This is a genomic window from Kitasatospora sp. NPDC043949 (genome assembly GCF_056435365.1).
The window spans coordinates 20,523-39,003 of the sequence record NZ_JBWKEQ010000020.1 but is presented as its reverse complement, the minus strand read 5'-3'; the positions used below and the strand labels follow the sequence as shown (position 1 = coordinate 39,003).

Here is an 18,481-nt window from a genome sequence, read left to right as displayed (position 1 = left end):
GCACCATCTGATGAACCACCGAAGGTACCGCCATGCCTGAAGCCCTGACGCCATCCTCCCCGACGCCCTCCTCCCCGACGCCCGGCCCCTCGACGACCGAAGCTCCCCGCCCCGCCGCCGTCCTGTTCGACATGGACGGCACCCTGGTCGACACCGAGCAGCTCTGGTGGCAGGCCGCCGCCGAACTCGCCGACGAGCTCCACCACGCGCTCACCGACCAGGACGCCCCCGAAGTGCTCGGCCAGGCCGTCGAGCACACCGCCGCCCACCTGCACAGGGTCAGCGGCACCACCCTCACCGAGGCCGAACTCGCCGCCCGGCTCGGCGAGTCCTTCGCCGCCAAGGTCGCCGCCGAGACCGTCCCGCGCCCCGGCGCGCTCGCCCTGCTGGCCTCCCTGCGGGACGCGCGGGTGCCCACCGCGCTGGTCTCCGCCTCCCCGCGCCAGGTCGTCGACCTGGTCCTCGCCGCCATCGGCCGGGACTGGTTCGCCGTCACCCTGGCCGCCGAGGACACCCCGCGCACCAAGCCCGCACCGGACCCGTACCTCGCCGCCGCCGAACGGCTCGGCCTGGACCCGGCCACCTGCGTCGCCGTCGAGGACACCCCGACCGGAGTCGCCTCCGCCGCCGCGGCCGGCTGCGCCGTGCTCGCCGTGCCGTCCACCGCGACGCCGATGCCCGACGGCGGCCGGATCACCCTGCTCGCCAGCCTGGAACAGGCCGACCTCGCCCTGCTGGGGAAGCTCGGCGCCGCCCGGGCCGTTTGACCGGCATGCCCTATCTCCTGCTCTCCCTCGCCATCCTGAGCGAGGTCTGCGCGACCAGCTGCCTCAAGCTCACCGAGGGGTTCACCCGCCTCTGGCCGAGCGTGGGGGTGGCGGTCGGCTACGTGCTGTCCTTCGTGCTGCTCGGGCGCGCGCTCAAGCACATCCCGGTCTCGGTCGCCTACGCCGTCTGGTCCGGGGCCGGGACGGCGGCGGTCGCCGGAATAGGCGTGGTCGCCTTCGGCGAATCGCTGGGACGCCTCCAGTGGCTGGGGATCGCCCTGGTGATCGTCGGAGTGGTCGTGCTCAACCTCAAGAACAGTCACTGACGGGCCGCCCCCCGCCCGCGGCGCTGGTCAACTACCCTTTCGGAGCGGGAAGTCGGATGTGCCGACCGCCCGCTCCGAGTGGTTCGCTACCGTGGGCCCCATGAGCGACCCACGACCCCACCACTACCGCTTCGTCCACCGCGAGCTCGCCCGCCAGGTCCTCGAATTCGGCCCCCGGCTGACCGTCCCGGACGCCGGCGGCAGCCTCCTGCCCGTCCTCACCGGTATCTGGGACAACCTCGGCCAGACCCTCCCGCCCGAGGACCGGCTGCCCAGCCACGGTCTGGACTGCCAGCACCTGCGGGCCGACGGCCACCCCCTGCTGCTCGTCACCCTCCCCACCCCGACCAGCGCCACCGAGGCCCACTTCGTCGCCGCCGTCCACCCCCAGGGCACCAAGACCGTCCGCTACGTGACCCTGGAGCACGCGCTCAACCCCTTCGACAGCAGCCCCGGCACCGTCCTCGGCGAGTGGTCGTCCGAAGGCCACCTCAACCACGGCGAGGGCCCCTCCCCCGTCGCCGAACTGTTCGTCGCCGCGGTGGCGAAGCTCGTCACCCCGAAGAAGCGCGGCTTCTGGCGACGCTGACCCCGACGCCGCCGCGCGCCGGCGCATCGTCAAGGTCCCGTCATCGCACCGTGAAGCACCCGTCACAACAGATCGCCCGCGCACCGACTGCGGCTATGCTCGGCCGGTCACGCCATCGACACATCGGGGGAGCAGTGGCCGACTTCACGGTCAGCACCGAGTTCCTCGCCAAGCTGGCCAAGGACCTCAAAGGCTGCGGCGACGAACTCGACCAGGGACTCAAGGCGCTCAAGGAAGCGAGTCGCAGCGGACTGGGCTACGACTTCCTCGACGAGGCCTGCGGACACTTCCAGGGCACGTGGGAGTACGGACTGAAGAAGGTCCGCGAATGCGTCAAGATCCTTGACGACGGCCTGGAGAAGGTGCAACAGGGCTACGACAGCACCGAACAGGACACCACCAAGGCCCTCACCCCCCAGGGGCGCTCATGACCGACCCCACGCCCGACTGGTCCGGCCTCGGCTTCAACCCGACCCCCGGCGACACCGCCGCCGTCACCGGCCTCAGCGGAAGCCTGCGCCGGGTCGGCCAGCACCTGACCGACGTCCACACCACGCTCTCGCAGCTCTCCGCCAACCAGGGCCAGTGGACCGGCGAGGCCGCCAAGGCCTTCGCCGGCCAGTTCGGCAAGCTCCCCGCGTACCTCCAGGACGCCGCCGACTCGATCACCGCCGCCTACCAGGCCCTCGACGTCTGGTACCAGGCGCTGACCGAACACCAGCCCAAGGCCGCCGAGTTGGCCCGCTCCGCGGTCGCCGCCAAGCAGCAGAAGGAGCAGGCCGAACAGGCGCACACCGCCGCGGCCGCCGCCCCCGACCTCAAGCTCGCCGGCCAGACCTTCCCCGACGACGCCGGCCTCGCCGCCGCCGAACAGCGCTACACCAAGGCGAAGGACCACCTGGACGCGGCCGCCAAACTGGTCTCCAGCGCCGCGAGCGACCTCACCCAGCTCCAGAACCAGGCCCACGAACTCGCCGGGGGCCACAAGTCCGACGCCCACAAGACCGCGGCCGCCATCCGCAAGGCCGCCGACAGCAAGGCGCCGCCGGAGCCCGGCTGGCTCAGCAAGGTCGGCAACTGGCTCAAGAACCACGGCGCCGACATGCTCACCGTGGCCGCCGGCATCTGCGGCGTCGCGGCGATCTTCTTCCCCGCCTTCGCGCTACCGGCCCTCCTGCTGAGCGCCGCCGCGGCAGGCGCTCACGTGAAGCAGTACGGCATCAAGGGACTGATGCCGACCAGCATGGCGAACCTCGGCAACGACCTCACCCTGGCCGGTGATCTCCTCGGGGCGCTCCCCGGAGGAGCCCTCCTCAAAGGCGGAATCACCGCGTTCAGGGGTGCCCGCGCGGCCGGCACCGGGGTCAAGGCCGTGAGCGCCGGCGCCACCGAGATCCGCACCGCCGCCAGGGCAATGGACCCGGCCAGCCCGATCTTCACGACGGCGATCGAGAAGCCCGCCATCAAACTCGGGCTATCCAAGGCCGCTGCGATGAACGTCTCCGACGGCGTGCAGGCAGCCAGTGGCGTCGCGCTGACGGCCCCTACCGCCTGGGGCCTCACCCAGGACAACCCGAGCCCGGGGCTGAGCGCCGCGGTGAACTACACCACCGGAGGCGGGACGGCGCTCAACGGTGCCGGATCCGCCATCGGCGGCAGCGGCAAGAGCCGGATCGTAGCCGGACTGCTCGGTGGCGGCAGTGCGATCGTCACCGGTGTGTGGGGAGTCGGCCATGGCTGACACGACCGCCCCGTCGTTCTGGCTCTCCCTGCCCGAAGGGTTCACGAGCATCGACCTGTCCGAGGATCCGGGCGACCGCATGAGTCGGATCGTGGACGGACTCGACGCGCTCACCGATGCCGGTCCGGAACAGAAGCTCGGTATCACTGTCTCTGCCGAGCTCGCCCTCCAGGCGCAGCTGCGCGAGGGTGCGGTCCACGTCTCCAACTGCCTGGTACAGACCGAGGAAGGCACGATCGTCCAGGGCATGTTCAGCCTGTTCCTCCGCGAGCAGGAGCAAGGCGCCCCGGGCACCTACCCCCAGCGCGTCGCCGAGGAGCTCGCGGCCGCCTGGCCGGACGCCGACGTCGACGTCCTCGACTTCCGGCTCGGCCGTGCCACCGTGACCGTCCGCGACCTGGCCGTACCCGTGTCCGGGGCGGTCTACGGCCTGCCGGGATCGGGCGTCGTCACCGTCCGCCAGCTGGAAGCCCTGTTCCCTCATCCGTGGAGCCCTCACGTGCTCGCCGTCGTCTTCACCACCCAGCACCTGGACTACTGGGACGGGTGGTCGGTCCTGGTGGGCGCCGCCATCAGTGGGATCTCCTTCTACCCTCCGCTCGACGAAGCACAGAACGCCCTGTCGCCGGAGCGGCGGGACACCATCCGAAAGGCCTTCGGGTGACACTCACCCAGTCCGCCCCGGAGACGGGAAGCAAGGCGCGCTGGCTCCGCCGTGGCGCCGTCCTGGTCGCCGTCCTGACCTGCCTGTCCGTCGGCACCGTCCTCGCGTTCGTGTACGTCGGCACCCTCCTGGCTTTCGGCCTGGGTGCGCTCTACATGGTCGCGACGGGCGTCGGACTGGCGAAGCTCGGAGGACCGGGGAACGACCCCGATGGCAAGGACGTCAGCGCCGGGCTGGTCCTCGTCTTCTTCGCCGTCCTCATCGCCACCGGTGCGGGCGCCGACGCCTGGCACAACCAGCTGCTGGGTTCGGGGCGGGACGTCAAGGCGGTGGTCATCGCCGAGCACGTCGACAAGTCGATCCACGGCACGAAGCGGACGTACGACCTCTCCACGCAGGGCGAGAAGGTCCCCGGCGGACCCCTGGAGCCGGACAGTCGGCGCTTCAACCCCGGCGACCACGTCACCGTCCGGATGGACCCGGCCGGCCGGGTCGCCCCCAAGCTGCCCGGGGAGGCCGATTCCCCGGCATCCCTGTGGAGCGCGATCGGAATCAACGCGGTCATCGCCCTGTTCCTGCTGTGGTTCGCCTACGACAGCAGCAAGCCGCCCCGGGACCCACGCCCGGCCGGACCGTGGCGCGAGCGCATGCGCCGACTCGACGGGCTGCCGCTCACCGCGGCGGCGACGGCGGTCTCGGTGCCCTGGCTCCTGTGCTTCCTGCTCGTCCAGAACCGTCTCGGCTTGGCCCTGATGGTCGCGATCCCCTATCCCCTCGCCGGGTTGGCGGCCTTCGGCTCGCTCGTTCGCGACGAGGACCGGAAGCAACCCCAGGGCCTGGTCCTCCTCGCGGTCGGTCTCGTCTTCACCGCGCTCGCCCTGTTCCTCTGACCGACGACCCGGCACGCGCCGGCGGAAGGAGTCGGGACGGCACGGAAGGCATTCGGACGATGACCGCCCGGTTCGGCCGGGGCACACAGGGCCGAGTTGGCCGACGAGGTCCCCGGCGGGGGCCTGGAACAGAGTTCCGCCCGGCTCAAGCCCGGCGACGTGATCACCGTCCGGTGACGCGCGGCCGAGCCGACCAGCCCGCCACGGCGTGACGCCCGTCACACGAAGTATCGGCAACCCTGTCGCTCCGAACGGGCATCTCACTCCTCGCTGCTCATGACACACGGACAGTACGGGGGATGACGCCATGGCGGATGATGGACCGAAAGCCGGCGGCCCGGAGTTCAAGATCCGGCCGGGGGACCTGAAGGCGGCCGCGCCGACCTTCCAGGCTCAGAGCAGGGCACTCAAGGACGCCCTCGACACGCTCAGGCACAGCCTCGCCGACGCCGGCAGCCCGTGGGGCGACGACAAGCAGGGCAAGGAGTTCGCCCAGGCCTACAACGGCCCGCACGACCACGTGCTCTCCGCGCTGGACACCCTGGTCAAAGGCCTCACCAGCATTCACGACGGGCTGAACGCCCACGCCGACAACCACACCGACGCCGACAACCACGTCCACAAGGACCTGACGCCGTGATCGGCCGCCCACCGCGGAGGGAGCCGGCGCGTGGGTGAGTCCGCGGCCGAGAAGATCGTCCGCAAGGTCACCGGCCTGTGGTGGCCCGACGCCGACCCGGACCAGCTCCGCACGGTCGCCGCCGCCTGGGACACGATGGCCACCGCCATCGACAACGTCACCGCGCCCACCCACCAGGCCGCCGCCGCCATCGTCGCCAACAACCACGGCCCCGCCATCGACGCCTTCGGCAAGTTCTGGGGCCAGTACTACGGAGGCAAGGGCAAGGGCTGGCTCCCCGATGTCGCCGCCGCCTGCCGCAACCTCGCCAAGGCCCTGCGCGCCTTCGCCGACGAGGTCGACAAGGCGCTCAAGAAGCTGAAGGAGGAGGCCGCGATCGTCGGCGCGACCCTGGTCGCCGGCACCGCCCTCGCCATCTTCACCGCCGGCATCTCCGAAGCCGCCGCCGGCACCGCCGCCGCGGGCATCATCGCCACCGCCGCGAGCCTCGGCGTCGCCGTCTCCGAAGCCATCGCCACCATCGCCGCCACCATCCTCACCGGCGTCGTCTTCGGCGCCGTCGAGGCCATCGCCGTCGACCTCGCCGTCGCCCAGCCGATCCGCGTCGAGTTCCTCGACGACGGCGGCTACAGCCTCCAGGAGGCCGTCGACTCCGCCGAGACCGGCGGCGTGATGGGCGGCGCCGGAGGCGGCCTCGGCGCCGGCGGCCGCGTCGTCGCCAACACCGCCGAGGGCGCCGAGAACGCCTCCGTCGCCCTCGCCGGCCTCGCCAAGGCCGCGGGCGCCGCCGATACCCTCCCCGGCCGCATGCTCACCGGCGCCGGCCTCACCTACGGCTACGACGCCACCTTCAAAACCGGCCCGGTCATGCCCCTCGACCTCATCCTCGGCGCCATCGGCAGCGCGGCGGCTCCCGGGAGCAGCACCCCGAAGCGCCGCCCCGGTTTCACCGGGGCCGACGCGAACGGCTGGGAGGGCGGACTTGGCGCCCGCCCAGAACCCTGGCTCTCCGAGTCGGGAACCCCGTACGCGATCGACCCGACCGGTACACCGAACAAGAGGGCCGTGCAGCGCTACGAGGACTACCGCACCAGGACGGACGATGTGATCGAGGTCGCCAAGGAAACCGGTGTCGATCCGCGGATCGTCCAGGTCGCCAAGGACAACCTCATGATCAACCGGCATGACGTCCCGGTGGGACCGGGCGCACACAATGTCCTGAAGAACGTCCATTTCGAACCGGACCCGGCGGTCTCCACACCCTGGAACGCCGCCGTCAACGGTTTCATAAAACCGGGCAGCATTCCACCGCTGCGTGGAACGCTCGCCCACGAGTATGTCGAGGCCAAGCTTCTCGAAGCCGGCCTCCCCTATCTTTCCAGCCATCCGGACGCATGGAACTCGGAGGGCGCGCCAATTGTCCACCCCGAGCATTTCGGCGCACACAATCTGGCACCGCGGAGCTATCACGAGGGAGAAGTGTCGGCGGACGGATCACTCGACCACTGGAAGCTCTACGGACTCAAGGCGCCCACCGGGGCTGTAGCCGAAGACCTCTCGAACCTTGATATCGTAGTCGATGCCATTAAATCCCAACTCCGCGAGAAAGGTTATGATCTCAAGTGAGCACGGAAAATGTTCAGTTGATGGTCGACCGCCTCAAAGCCATCCAGTGGACGGCCTATCGGGAGGGGGAACGGAAGGCCTTTTCTCGCGCGGCGCTCATGAAGGAGTACTTCCGACGGGCCGCGCTCTGGCTCGATGCCTACGGGGAAACCGAAGAATGGCCTTTCTTCGATCTCGCGGCGATTGTGGCGCCGTCCGTGCGGGCCGACCCGGCGGTGGTCTCCGACATCGAGGATTTCGTGGAGGACGCCTCCGGTTCGTGGCACGCGATCGAGTGCTCGGCGGCCGCCGTCCAGTGGGCCGCCCTGGGTGACACCCCCGGGCCGGTGCTGCATCCGCTGCCCGATCCCTTCGAGCCACTGATCCGGGTCTACGAGCGCGGCGGCGCCGGTTTCTCGTTCGCCAACGGCTTCCTCGACTTCGGCATGCTGATGGTGAAGCGTGGCAACTGGCGCGCCCACCTGTCGCCGGAGCCCGTCGTCGAACTCGACGACGGCCTCCTCGACGACCTGGATGCGCAGTCCTGGGCCGAGTTCCGAGCGCTGGCGGCCCGCACCGGACACCCGGTGGACAACAGCTGAGCGCTACGAGCGGCTCCGCGTGCTCGCGGCCCTGCGCCATGCCTGACGAAGGCCCACGCCTGCCGCTTCCTCGGTGCCGAGGAAGTTCCCCCTCCCGCCCGACCAGCCCCCGTGTCCGGGGGCGAGGGGACGCGTCGTACTCTTCCAGCCCGATCGGACGCACGCGGGGAGAGTCATGGGTACGACCAGGGACCGCAGCCGGGCCACCGCGCTGAGCACTGTCCTGATCCTGGGCGTCCCCGTGGGGACGTTCGGGCTGGTGCTCGCGGGCACCTACCTCGGTGGGGCTGCCGCGTCGCTGCTCGGGCTGGTGCTGGTGGTGGCCTGGGTGGTGGGTTTGGTGCGGCTGCTGGGGCGGTGGGTGGGCTGTTGGGTGGCGCTGTTCGCCGTCGTCCTCGCGGGCGTGGCGACGGGGGCCGTGGCCATGGCGCGGGACGACGTGATCCTGCGGCTGTCCGGCGAGACGGTGACGGCCCGGGTCACCGGGGAGACGGACCGCCTCGCCGGGAAGCACCCGTCCTCGATGTACGACCTCGCGGCCGAGGACGGCACCGCGTTGCCCGGCGGCGAGTTGTCGACGGGGCTGCGCGCGCTCGCGGTCGGTGACCGGGTGACGGTCCGTTTCGATCCGGCCGGCCGCGCCGACCCGCAGCGCCCGGGGGACATCAGCCTTCCCCGGGATCTCGGGCTCGCCGTCGGGCTGACGGCCGCCCTGATGCTCGCCGTCACCTGGCTGTGCCGCGAGTCGGCCCGGCGGCGAGGCGGCGGAGCGGCCGGGCAGGTGTCCTGATCCGACCCCGGGGAGCAGGAAGTCGGCCGGGCCGACTTCCTGCTCCGGGAAAAGGATCGATCAGCCCAGCAGAGCCGGCAGTTCCGCGACCGAGCCCAGCACGTGCGTCGCCCCGTCGGCGCGCAGCCGGGCCTCGTCGTGGGCGCCGGTGAGCACGCCGGCGACGACGGACGCCCCGGCCCGTACGCCGGTCAGCATGTCGTAGCCGGTGTCGCCGGCGACGGCGATCTGCCGCACCGACTCGACTCCGGTCCGCAGCAGCGCGGTGAGCGCGAGGTCCGGGTAGGGGCGGCCGCGGCCGGCCTCGGCGGGGCTGAGGGTGAGGTCGGCGACGGACTGCCAGCCGAGGGCGGTGAGGATGCGGTCCTGGGTGGCCCGGGAGAAGCCGGTGGTGAGGGCGACCTTCCGGCCCTGGCCGCGCAGTTCGGCGATGGCTTCGGCGGCGCCGGGCAGGGCGGCGCAGTGCCCGGCATCGACGAGGTCGTGGTAGGCGGCCTCGAAGGCGGTGTTGGCCCGCTGGGCCTTGTCCTCGTCCCCGAAGAGGTGCCGGAAGACGGAGATCTTGGATTCGCCCATGGTGGCGCGGACGTGTTCCAGCATGGGGCCGAAGCCCGGACTGCCGGCCTCGACGCCGAGCGTCCGGGCGGCGGCGGTGAAGGCCTGTTCGACGAGGCCGTCGTCGGCCACGGTGGTGCCGGCCATGTCGAGGACGACCAGGCGGATATCAAAGGACATGTCAACTACCCTTACAGGTTTGCGAGTTCGGCGGTGGTTTCGGCGATGGCCGGGGAGCAGGTCATGCCGCGGCCGCCGGGGCCGGTGACGAGCCAGACGCCGTCGCGGAGTCGTTCGCGGTGAACGACCCGGGTGGTGTCGACGCACTGCGCGTACACCCCGGCCCAGCGGCGGCGGACGCGCGGCAGGGGGCGGCCGAGCAGGTCCTCGGCCACGGCGACCAGGTGGTCGTACGGGTCCTCGACGACGTCGAAGCCGAACGGCTGGTCGTACTCGTGGGTGTCGCCGATGGTGAGGCCGCCGTCGCGCCGCTGGACCATGAGCAGCTGCATCTTGTGTTCGGCGGCGACGTCGGGCTGCGGCTGGGTGTCGCGGAGGCGGTCCAGGGCGGTGCCGGCGAAGGCCGGGTAGTAGCGGAAGCTGTCGCCGTCGGCGACGGAGGTGGTGAGGGTCTCGCCGAGCGGGTCGGTCTGCATCATCTGCAGCCGGACCCTGCGTACGGGCAGCGAGGGGGCGAGTTCGCGGACGAGGCCGCCGAGCCAGGCGCCGGTGCAGAGGATGACGAGGTCACCGGTGTGGATGTCGCCGTGGTCGTCGCGGACGGCGTTCTCGCCGATCACGTCGCGGACCTCGCGGCCGGGCAGGAAGGTGTAGCGGCCGGTGGTCTGGAGGGCGGCGCGCAGCGCGGGCTGGGCGGTGCGGGGTTCGACGGCGGCGTCGCGCTCGCACCACAGGGCGCCGAGGAGTTCGCCGCGCAGGGCGGGGTTGGCGGCCCTGGTCTGGTCGGCGTCGAGCAGCCGGTAGCCGCGGGCGGCGGCGTCGGGCAGGGTGAGTGCCTGTTCGGCGACGGCGAGTTCGGCCTGGGTGCGGATCGCGGTGAGCGATCCGTTGGCGCGGAAGCCGAGGTCGGGGACCCGGGCGCCGATGCCTTCCCACAGTTCGCGGGCGCGCAGCGCGGTGTCCAGTTCCTCGCCCTGCGCGCGGCCGCTGACCCAGACCAGGCCGAAGTTGCGCACCGAGGCGCCGCGCGCCTCGGTCTCGCGCTCCAGGTGGACGACCTCGTGGCCGCGTTCGACGGCCTGCCAGGCGTGCATGGTGCCGAGCACGCCTGCTCCTACGACGATGACTCTCATGCGGCCAGGCTGGTGCGCCCAGGTGTCCTGGGGGCGTCCCGGCAGCGTCCCGCAGATGAATCACCCGAAAAGTTGTACAGACAACCCTGGGGACCGGACAGGGCCTACGGCCGCAGCACCCGCGCCCGCAGGTAGTTGCGCCGCCCGAAGTTCGGCTCGTCCACCGCCGTCAGCTCCTCCACCTGGAACCGGTACAGCGCCGCCGCCCCGCCCCCGGTGAGGAACTGCCGCCGCACCTGCTCGTCCTGTGCGAAGGACGGGTACCGCCCCTGGTAGGCGGCCAGCGCCGCCTCGGCCTGCCGCCCCCAGGCCTCGCTCGCGCCGCCGGCCAGTTGCAGGCCGCGCAGCTGCTCGCCGAAGACCGGCGGCGGCAGGAAGACGGTGGCGGCGGCCCGGGCCTCCTCGGCGAGGTGGTGGCTGTGCCGGGTGGAGCGCTCGCTGACGAAGTACAGGACGAGGTCGTCGTCGTACGCGAAGAAGGCCAGGTTGGCGTGCGGGCCGTGCTCGTGGCCGGCGGTGGCGAGGGTGAGCACCATGGCCTCGGCGAGCAGGCCCTCGACGCCCTTGTGCGGCGACTCGCCCGGCCAGTCCCCCTGCGTGATGTCGAGTCGGTACGGCATTGGCACTCCCTCCGCTGGCACGCCCGGCGCTCCCGCGCCCCGGCACGACTGAGCCGGGCGGGTTCCCCGCGAAGGGGCCCCACGCCCGGCTCACATGCTCTACCCGCCACCCCGGCCAGACAAGGGTCGGACGGGCTACGGGGAGGCTACGGAATCAGCGCTGTCGGGTCTCGCCGCCAGTGCCGCCGACACCCGCCAACAGTGCCGTCGGCACCCGCCGTTCAGTGCTGCCGCGTCCCGTACGCGGCGTGGCGGCCGGCCGTCACCGGCACCGCGCCCGGGCCGAGCAGCGGGCGCAGCGCACCCGTCCGCATCCGGTCCACCAGCGGCCCGCAGCGGCCGGCGAGCGGCGCCAGCACCACCGCGACCAGGAGGCCGACCAGCGCGCCGACGGCCACGTCGTGCGGGTAGTGCACGCCGACCCAGACCCGGGAGGCGCCCATCAGCACCGCGAAGATCCCGGCGATCCAGCCGAGCCGCCGGTCGGCGAACCAGAGTGCGGTGGCGGCGGCGAAGGCGATCACAGTGTGGTTGCTGGGGAAGGACCAGTCACCGGCGCCGGGGCAGGTCTCCAGCGAGACGCTGCCGGGGATCTGGGCGCACGGCCGGACTTCTTCGACCATGCCCTTGAGCACCGAGTTGACGCCGTACGCGACGACGACGATCACCGGCGAGGCGAGCACCTTGGCCATCACGGCCGAGTCGGCGCCGCGCGCCCGCCACCAGGCGTAGAGCATGAAGACCGCGAACAGGCCGAGGCCGAGCGCCGACCAGACCTTGATCAGCTCGTCGAGCCAGTGCGGGGCGGCTTGCGCCCACCCGTTCACCCGGGTGTAGAGGCTGCCGTCGATGCCGCTGCCGTCGTAGACGGCGAGAGCCCGGGAAGACGTCACTTGTCACCTCCGTGACGGTGCGCCTTACGGGCGCGGAACAGTTCGAGAACAATGGGGAGCACGGAGACAACTACTACCAGACCGATGATCGGGAGCAGATATCTGTCGATGCTGGGGATCGACGATCCGAGCCCGTACCCGGCGAGCACGACGCCGACGGTCCAGACGGCGCCGCCGGTCACCTGCCAGAACGTGAACGAGCGGGCCGGCACTTCGAGCACGCCGCAGAGCGGGTTCAGCACCGTTCGGACCACCGGGATGAAGCGGGCGAGCACGATCGCCTTGCCGTGGCCGTACTTGCCCAGCAGTTCCTCGGCCCGCTCGACGCCCTCCAGCAGGCTCTTGCGCTCGGTGCGGCGCAGCAGCGCGCGGCCGCCGCGCTTGCCGATCAGGTAGCCGACCTGGGCGCCTGCCAGCGCGCCGACCAGGGCGGCGGGCAGCACCTGGTAGAGCTCCAGCTGCGGGCCCCTGGTGGCGCCGGGCACGCACAGCAGCCCCGCGGTGAACAGCAGCGAGTCTCCGGGCAGGAAGAAGCCCACCAGCAGGCCGGTCTCGGCGAAGAGCACGACGGCGATGCCGAGTGCGCCGAAGGCGGCGAGCAGCGAGGACGCGTCCAGCGGGTTCACCGCGAGGTGAGCGGCCGGATCGGCGAGGAACTGAAGCAAGGCTGGCGGACCTCCCGTACGTTGGGGGGCGGTTCACAGCGGAACCCGCCCCGACCGTCTACAGTGACGTAGACGGTCTACATGACTGTAGACGAAACCTGGAGGAAGCGCCGCCATGTCCGACGTACCGTCCGCCCGCCGGCCCGCCGGGGAGCTGGAGGCCGAGGTGCTGGCCGCGCTCTGGTCGGCCCGGCAGCCGATGACCCCGCAGGACGTCCAGTCGGCACTCGGCGGGGACCTCGCCCGCACCACCATCGCCACGATCCTCGCCCGCCTCCACGACAAGGGCACCGTGGAGCGCACCCGGGCCGGCCGCGCCTACGCGTACACCCCGACCGTCCAGGACACCGCGGGCCTCGCCGCCCGCCGGATGCACACCGAGCTCGGCCGCGAGGCCGACCGCTCCACCGTGCTCGCCCGCTTCGTCTCCGACCTCTCCGCCGAGGACGAGCAGCTGCTGCGCGACCTGCTCGGCGACGGCGCCCCGGGTCTCGACTCCACCCCGGGCATCGCCCCCGCCCCCGGCCACCGCACCTCCGGCCACGGCACCCCCGGGGCGGCCGGATCGTGATGATCGCCGTCTGGGCCCCGCTGCTGCTGCCGTTCCTGGCCGCCCCGCTGGCCCGCCGCCTCGCCGACGCGCTGCCGCCCCGGGCCGCCGCCTGGATGCTCGCCGGGACGTCCGCCGTGCTGGCCGGCGGCACCCTCTGCTCGCTCGGCCTGCTCGCCGCCGCCGGGCTGCTCCAGCTACCGCCGGTCGCCGCGATCGGCCACCTGTCGCTGCCCTGGCTCACCGCCGCCGCACCCGACGCGCCGGTGGCGGCCGCCGCGGCCGGTCTGGTGCTCGCCGCGCTGACCGCCCGGGCCGTCCGCACCGCCCGCCGCCACCGGCTGGAACTGCGCGAGGCCCGGGCCGCCCTCCCGGCCTGCCCCGCGCCGGACTGCCCCACGCCGACCGAGGGCCGGCATCCGGACACACGCCCCGGGCACGTCACCATGCGCCGGGCACGCACCCCGCAGGCCGTCCTGGCCGGCGCCCGCGCCCTGCTCCAGCCGAGCGAGCACCCGCTCGCCGTCCTCGACGACGAGCGCGCCGACGCCTTCGCCCTGCCGGGGCGCCTGCCCCTCCCCGGCCGGCCCGGCGAGCCCGGCCGGATCGTGGTCACCTCCGGCATGCTGCGCATCCTCACCGGGCCCGAGCGGGCCGCCCTGCTCGCCCACGAGCGCGCCCACCTGACCGCCCGCCACCACGTCTTCCTCGCCCTCGCCGAGCACGCCGCCGACCTCCACCCGGCGCTGCGGCCGCTCCGCGCGCCCCTCGGGTACCACCTGGAGCGCTGGGCCGACGAGGTGGCGGCCGCCCGGGTCGGCGACCGCGCCGTGACCGCCCGCGCGGTCGGCCGGGCCGCCCTGGCCGCCAGCCGCTCCCCCTGGCCGGCCCGGCCCCGGCTCGTCCCCGCCGCCCACTCCGGGCCGGTCCCGCGCCGGGTCGCCGCCCTGCTCCAGCCCCGCCCGGCGACCACCGCCACCGGCACCCGCCTGCGCGCGGTCGCGATCGCGCTGGCCGCCTGCCTGGCGCTGAGCACCGCCGCCTCCCTGGAGGCCACCGCCGACCTGCACCACACCGTCGAGGCGGCCCAGCGCGGCACCGGCGCGGAACGCTGACCGCTGACCGCTGACCGCTGACCGCTGACCGCTGACCGCTGACCGCGGCACGATCCACCGAGCCCGCACCAGGCCCACGCAAGGCCCTCACCAGGTCCCGTGCCAGGCCTCGCACCAGGCCCGCGTCAGGCTCACACCAGGCCCGCACCAGGACCCCCGCTAGTCATCACACCCCGGCATGTCCACGGTCATACCGTCCGGTATGCCGAGTTGGCAGACCCCGTCCCCAGACACTCACCGCCCCCGTACGCTTTCGTCAGCGCGTCGACCCCGGCGCGGCCTCGAACGGCGGCGAGGAGCAACGCGAGTGCGGCAGACCGGACGGCAGTCCCGACGACCAGAACGCCGCACCGCGCCGAGCACGGCCGAGCTGGCCAGGGTCCACGACCGCACCCTCGCCGAAGCCGCCGCCCGCGAACTCGCCCAGCCCCCCTACCCCGACCCCGGCTCCCCCGGCCTGCTCGAACCCCGCCCCGAGATCGGCGACTCCTGGGCCCGGCTGCGCCGCCTCGGGCTCGACCCCGACGCCGGTGCCGCCGCCGTCCACCTCGGCCCCGCCGAGATCGAGCAGCGCCGCCGCACCAGCGGCCTGGACGCGGTCCTGCCGGTGCTGCGCGACACCCTGCTCCAGCCGGTCGGCCAGAGCCCGCTGATCCTCGCCATCGCCGACGCCGACGGCCACGTGCTCTGGCAGGAGGGCGAGCGCGCCCTGCGCCGCAGCGCCGACCGGATCGGCTTCCTCACCGGCGCCCGCTGGATCGAGGAGAGCGTCGGCACCAACGGCATCGCCGTCGCACTGCGCGCCCAGCGCCCGATGCACGTCCACTCCGCCGAGCACTACCTGCGCAGCCACCACTCCTGGACCTGCGTGGCCGCCCCCGTGCACGACCCGGGCACCGGGCGGCTGGTCGGCGCGATCAACCTCAGCGGCCCGGCCCGCAACGTCCGCCCGTACCTGCTGCAGCTCACCGCCACCGCCGCCCGGCTCGCCGAGACCGAGCTGCGCGCCCACCGGCTGGAGGCGCTGCACCAACTGCGCACCCTGGCCGCGCCGGTGCTCGCCCGGGTGGCCGGCCCGGCCCTGGTGGTGGACTCCGCCGGGTGGACCGCCGCCGCGGCCGGGCTGCCGCCGCCCGGCCGGCTGCGGGTGCCGGTCGGCGGCTGGGGGACCGCCGCCGTGCACTGGGTGCCGGGCCTCGGCGAGTGCGCCCTGGAACCGCTCGCGGACGGCTGGCTGGTGCGACCGGTCCGGCCACCCGAGGCGGACGGCTCCGGCACGGTGACGGCCGAACAGTCCGAGCAGGCCGAGGGCGCCCGCCTCCGGCTCGACCTGCGCCGCCAGGACCGCCCGGAGCTGACCGTCCGGGGCGCGGCCGGCAGCTGGTCTCACCCGCTCAGCCCGCGCCACGCCGAACTGCTGCTCCTGCTCGCCACCGGACGCGAGGGCAGCACGGCCGCGCAGCTCGCGGAGGCGCTGTTCGGCGACCCGGGCCGGACGGTGACGGTCCGCGCCGAGCTGTCCCGGCTGCGCCGCTACCTGGGCGGCCTGCTGGCCCACCGGCCGTACCGCATCGCCGAGTCGGTGCTGGTCACGGTGGACGGGCCGGACGACCCGTACGACCTGCTGCCGGCCTCCTCGGCCCCGGCCGTCCGGCGGCTGCGGGCCGGGCTGGCCACGGGGACGGTCCGGCTGCCGGGTACGGCGCCCGTCCCGCCGCCGCGCGGGCCCGCCGGCGCCCCGACCGGGCCTCAGCCGCCGGCGAGCAGCGCGGCCAGCTGGGCGTCGGTCGGGCCGCAGGCGCGCTCCGCCTCGGCGGAGACCAGCACGTAGGTACGGTCCAGCCACGCCCGCACCCGGGGCTTGGAGGCCTCCAGCAGGGCGCTGCCGTGCGGTGATTCGAGCGCCAGGTGCAGCGTCGAGCCGTGGCACGGGCAGTACGCCGGCCACAGCTTGACGTCGCCCTGGCCGCTCAGCGCCTGGAGACCGTCGCGCAGCAGCTCGCGCGAGAACACCCAGTCGGCCTCGTCCGGCCGCCCCAGATGGAAGGTCAGCAGCACCTCGTACGGGCGCGCGGCCTCGAACCGGAACCGGGTGCGCACCTCGCCGACCACCTCCTCGCCCAGCGAGATCCGCAGCATCAGCACCTCCTCCACCGCCGCCGGAGCGGCGGTGGAGCCGTCCCCATCGCCGCCCGTGGGGGTGGCGGCGAGGGGTGCACTGGAGGCTGCGGACAGCGGGTCGGGCGGCATGACGGTCTCTCCGGGACGGCGTGGGATGACCTCAGCCTGAGCCACTTCCGGCCGGGCGGGCAAGGGTTGCAAGGAGGTTGCATCGATCCCCGTCCGGGCGGGTCCGGCCGCCCTCACCGACTTATCAGACGGATCGTCAACTTCCTTCTGTCGAACGGGTGTCCACGAAACGGATCAAAACCGTCCAGGCCGCGACGAGCCGCTGGTACGCTCTCCCCCTCCCGGCGCGGGCCCCACCCGGACCCCGGCCGACCGACCCCGGGCGGCCGATGCCGGCCCGGTGGCAGCGCATGGGAGAATACCGCGACCGCGACGGCGACTTCGGGGAGGGAGGGGTCCGGTGGCTGCGCGCGAGGACACTGCGCGGGACGTTCGGCACGAACCCGAACGGCACGGCCGGCACGGGCGGCCACGCCCGTTCGGCGGCCGGTTCCGGCTGCCCACCCTGCGCTTCTCCGGTGCCGCGATGGCGATGTCCACCGTCGTCGGCATCAGCATCGCCACCACCCTCCTGCTCAACGAGCAGCAGGGCGTGGGCCGGCGGGCCGGGGTCGCGCGCGTCGGCACCACCCCGCCGCCCACCCCCGCCGCGGGCGACCAGGCCGAGGCCGCCGCCGACCGGGCCCCGACCGCGCCGAACCCCACCGCGCCGAACCCCACCGACCTCCCGGCCACCGGCCGACCGCCCGCACCGAGCCCCTCGGCGCACCGCCCGGGGGCGGCGGAGGGCACGGCCGCCGGAGCTGCCTCGCCCAGCGCGCCCGGCACCCGGTCGGCACCCCCGGAACCCGCCGGCGGACAGGCCGCGGCCGAACCCATGGCCGACCACGGCCCCGGCACCCGGCCGGCCGGCACCGGCGAGCCCGCCACGCCGGCCGACGCCGCCGCGCCCTCGCCGTCGGCCCAGCCCGTCGCGCCCGCCGCCGAGCAGCCGGCCGACCCCTCTTCGCCCTCCCCCTCGCCGACCACGCCGCACGCGCCCGGACCCCGCCCGGCCGCCCCGGCGCAGCCCGCACCGCCGCCGCCCGGCGCGGTTGCCCCGGGCACCGACGGCCCGACCGCCGACACCCCTGACCCGGACACCGACCCGGGCACCGACCAGGCCCTGACCGGCGTCGCCACGGTCACACCGCTCGGCCGGGACGGCCTCCGGCACCAGCTCGACCTCACCGCCACCGAGCCGCTCACCGCATTTCAGGCCGAATTCCGCCTCACCCCGGGCGAGTTGGCCCCCGGAAGCGGCGCCGCCTGGACCGACCTGCCCGGCGCGGTCGTCACCGCCCAACAGGAGCGCGGCACCCTCGTCTACCGCTTCACCACCCCGGCCGGCATCGACGTCCCGCCCGGCCACTACGCCTTCGGCGTGCGCGGCACCCGCCCCGCCGCCGAACCCCCGGGGCCCACCGGCCCGTCCGGCCCGTCCCTCCCGTCCGGCCCCTCGCTCCCGTCCGGTTGGCCCGCTTCGTCCGGCCCGGTCCGCAAGGTCGCCGCGGCGGAGAGCTGGAGCGCCGCCGCCTTCGGCATCGACCGGCCCCGGGCGGTCGCCGCGCTCGGCGCCTTCGGCCCGGTCGCACCACAGCCGGCCGCGCCGCAGCCGGTCACACCGCGGCCCGCCGCGCCCGAGGCACCCGGGCTCCCGCCGCGCCCCGGCACGCCGACGGCCTTCACGCCCCGCTGACCTCCGGCCGCGCCGTCCCGCCGGCTTGCCACCTCGCAGCCTCGCCACCTCGCCGGGGTCTGCCGCCCACCCCCGTCGTCCGGCCGTACCGTCCGACGATCCGACAGGTCACCGCCCCGGACGGGCTCATCCCGACGCGCCCGTTCGTTACTGTGGGCAGCACCCGGCCCGGCGGTCCCAGCGGCCCCGGCCGGCCGCCGTTCCGCATCCGAGGAGGAGTCCGTGTCC

General features: G+C 73.8%; 21 protein-coding genes. 15 read left to right on the top strand and 6 right to left on the bottom strand.

Features of this window, described 5'->3' with window-relative positions:
- Nucleotides 1-32: 32 nt before the first annotated feature.
- The 11 genes from AC07AL_RS18420 to AC07AL_RS18370 all read left to right on the top strand — a co-directional run bounded on the left by AC07AL_RS18420 (nucleotide 33) and on the right by AC07AL_RS18370 (nucleotide 8,614).
- Complete coding sequence (locus AC07AL_RS18420) at nucleotides 33-767, top strand: HAD family hydrolase (protein WP_400807504.1); 735 nt, start codon at nucleotides 33-35, stop codon at nucleotides 765-767.
- Between the two features lie 5 nt (nucleotides 768-772).
- Entirely contained in the window at nucleotides 773-1,093 is a 321-nt protein-coding gene (locus tag AC07AL_RS18415; protein WP_363618628.1) for a DMT family transporter, read from the top strand.
- A 100-nt stretch (nucleotides 1,094-1,193) separates the two neighbouring features.
- Nucleotides 1,194-1,682 (top strand): hypothetical protein, encoded by a 489-nt coding sequence (locus tag AC07AL_RS18410; RefSeq protein ID WP_363580525.1) that lies wholly within the window; start codon nucleotides 1,194-1,196, stop codon nucleotides 1,680-1,682.
- Nucleotides 1,683-1,816: 134 nt separating this feature from the next.
- Nucleotides 1,817-2,113, top strand: a complete 297-nt coding sequence (locus tag AC07AL_RS18405) for a hypothetical protein (RefSeq protein ID WP_363580523.1) — start codon at nucleotides 1,817-1,819, stop codon at nucleotides 2,111-2,113.
- A complete protein-coding gene (locus AC07AL_RS18400; protein WP_478317805.1) occupies nucleotides 2,110-3,423 on the top strand; it encodes a putative T7SS-secreted protein in 1,314 nt (437 codons plus the stop codon). The genes AC07AL_RS18405 and AC07AL_RS18400 overlap by 4 nt, the downstream gene beginning before the upstream one ends.
- On the top strand, nucleotides 3,416-4,087 hold the full coding sequence (locus AC07AL_RS18395; protein WP_400807501.1) for a hypothetical protein: 672 nt from the start codon (nucleotides 3,416-3,418) through the stop codon (nucleotides 4,085-4,087). Before AC07AL_RS18400 ends, AC07AL_RS18395 begins: the two co-directional genes overlap by 8 nt.
- Nucleotides 4,084-4,977: a hypothetical protein gene (locus AC07AL_RS18390; protein ID WP_478317804.1), complete on the top strand. Its 894-nt coding sequence runs from the start codon at nucleotides 4,084-4,086 to the stop codon at nucleotides 4,975-4,977. Before AC07AL_RS18395 ends, AC07AL_RS18390 begins: the two co-directional genes overlap by 4 nt.
- A 307-nt stretch (nucleotides 4,978-5,284) precedes the next feature.
- Complete coding sequence (locus AC07AL_RS18385) at nucleotides 5,285-5,617, top strand: WXG100 family type VII secretion target (RefSeq protein WP_400807498.1); 333 nt, start codon at nucleotides 5,285-5,287, stop codon at nucleotides 5,615-5,617.
- 30 nt (nucleotides 5,618-5,647) lie between these two features.
- The gene (locus AC07AL_RS18380; protein WP_478317803.1) at nucleotides 5,648-7,243 is read left to right on the top strand and encodes a WXG100-like domain-containing protein; all 1,596 of its coding nucleotides are present in this window, start codon (nucleotides 5,648-5,650) and stop codon (nucleotides 7,241-7,243) included.
- A gap of 20 nt (nucleotides 7,244-7,263) precedes the next feature.
- Entirely contained in the window at nucleotides 7,264-7,824 is a 561-nt protein-coding gene (locus AC07AL_RS18375) for a hypothetical protein (protein WP_400807494.1), read from the top strand.
- A gap of 175 nt (nucleotides 7,825-7,999) precedes the next feature.
- Nucleotides 8,000-8,614, top strand: coding sequence for a hypothetical protein (locus AC07AL_RS18370; RefSeq protein WP_363618644.1), 615 nt, complete (start codon nucleotides 8,000-8,002; stop codon nucleotides 8,612-8,614).
- A gap of 60 nt (nucleotides 8,615-8,674) precedes the next feature.
- Here AC07AL_RS18370 and AC07AL_RS18365 read toward each other — a convergent pair whose 3' ends face one another.
- From AC07AL_RS18365 to AC07AL_RS18345, 5 genes are all read right to left on the bottom strand, one after another.
- Nucleotides 8,675-9,349: a phosphonatase-like hydrolase gene (locus AC07AL_RS18365; RefSeq protein WP_363627935.1), complete on the bottom strand. Its 675-nt coding sequence runs from the start codon at nucleotides 9,347-9,349 to the stop codon at nucleotides 8,675-8,677.
- An 11-nt stretch (nucleotides 9,350-9,360) separates the two neighbouring features.
- A complete protein-coding gene (locus AC07AL_RS18360) occupies nucleotides 9,361-10,482 on the bottom strand; it encodes a TIGR03364 family FAD-dependent oxidoreductase (RefSeq protein ID WP_400807492.1) in 1,122 nt (373 codons plus the stop codon).
- Nucleotides 10,483-10,586: 104 nt separating this feature from the next.
- Nucleotides 10,587-11,102, bottom strand: a complete 516-nt coding sequence (locus AC07AL_RS18355) for a pyridoxamine 5'-phosphate oxidase family protein (protein WP_350880400.1) — start codon at nucleotides 11,100-11,102, stop codon at nucleotides 10,587-10,589.
- Nucleotides 11,103-11,323: 221 nt separating this feature from the next.
- The gene (locus AC07AL_RS18350) at nucleotides 11,324-11,995 is read right to left on the bottom strand and encodes a phosphatase PAP2 family protein (RefSeq protein WP_371519329.1); all 672 of its coding nucleotides are present in this window, start codon (nucleotides 11,993-11,995) and stop codon (nucleotides 11,324-11,326) included.
- The gene (locus AC07AL_RS18345) at nucleotides 11,992-12,660 is read right to left on the bottom strand and encodes a DedA family protein (protein ID WP_363580503.1); all 669 of its coding nucleotides are present in this window, start codon (nucleotides 12,658-12,660) and stop codon (nucleotides 11,992-11,994) included. The genes AC07AL_RS18350 and AC07AL_RS18345 overlap by 4 nt, the downstream gene beginning before the upstream one ends.
- 115 nt (nucleotides 12,661-12,775) lie before the next feature.
- On the opposite strand from AC07AL_RS18345, the gene AC07AL_RS18340 reads away from it, so the two are divergent.
- From AC07AL_RS18340 to AC07AL_RS18330, 3 genes are all read left to right on the top strand, one after another.
- Entirely contained in the window at nucleotides 12,776-13,231 is a 456-nt protein-coding gene (locus AC07AL_RS18340) for a BlaI/MecI/CopY family transcriptional regulator (protein WP_363580501.1), read from the top strand.
- Nucleotides 13,231-14,325 (top strand): M56 family metallopeptidase, encoded by a 1,095-nt coding sequence (locus tag AC07AL_RS18335; protein ID WP_363627936.1) that lies wholly within the window; start codon nucleotides 13,231-13,233, stop codon nucleotides 14,323-14,325. Before AC07AL_RS18340 ends, AC07AL_RS18335 begins: the two co-directional genes overlap by 1 nt.
- A 307-nt stretch (nucleotides 14,326-14,632) precedes the next feature.
- Nucleotides 14,633-16,156, top strand: a complete 1,524-nt coding sequence (locus AC07AL_RS18330) for a GAF domain-containing protein (RefSeq protein WP_400807487.1) — start codon at nucleotides 14,633-14,635, stop codon at nucleotides 16,154-16,156.
- Here AC07AL_RS18330 and AC07AL_RS18325 read toward each other — a convergent pair.
- Nucleotides 16,075-16,575 carry an SsgA family sporulation/cell division regulator gene (locus AC07AL_RS18325; protein WP_400807484.1) on the bottom strand — a complete coding sequence of 167 codons (501 nt, stop codon included), beginning with the start codon at nucleotides 16,573-16,575 and terminating at the stop codon, nucleotides 16,075-16,077. The two genes, AC07AL_RS18330 and AC07AL_RS18325, sit on opposite strands and share 82 nt — an antisense overlap.
- A 340-nt stretch (nucleotides 16,576-16,915) precedes the next feature.
- Between AC07AL_RS18325 and AC07AL_RS18320 the strand changes: the two genes are divergently transcribed.
- On the top strand, nucleotides 16,916-18,253 hold the full coding sequence (locus AC07AL_RS18320; RefSeq protein WP_478317800.1) for a hypothetical protein: 1,338 nt from the start codon (nucleotides 16,916-16,918) through the stop codon (nucleotides 18,251-18,253).
- Nucleotides 18,254-18,481: the final 228 nt, after the last annotated feature.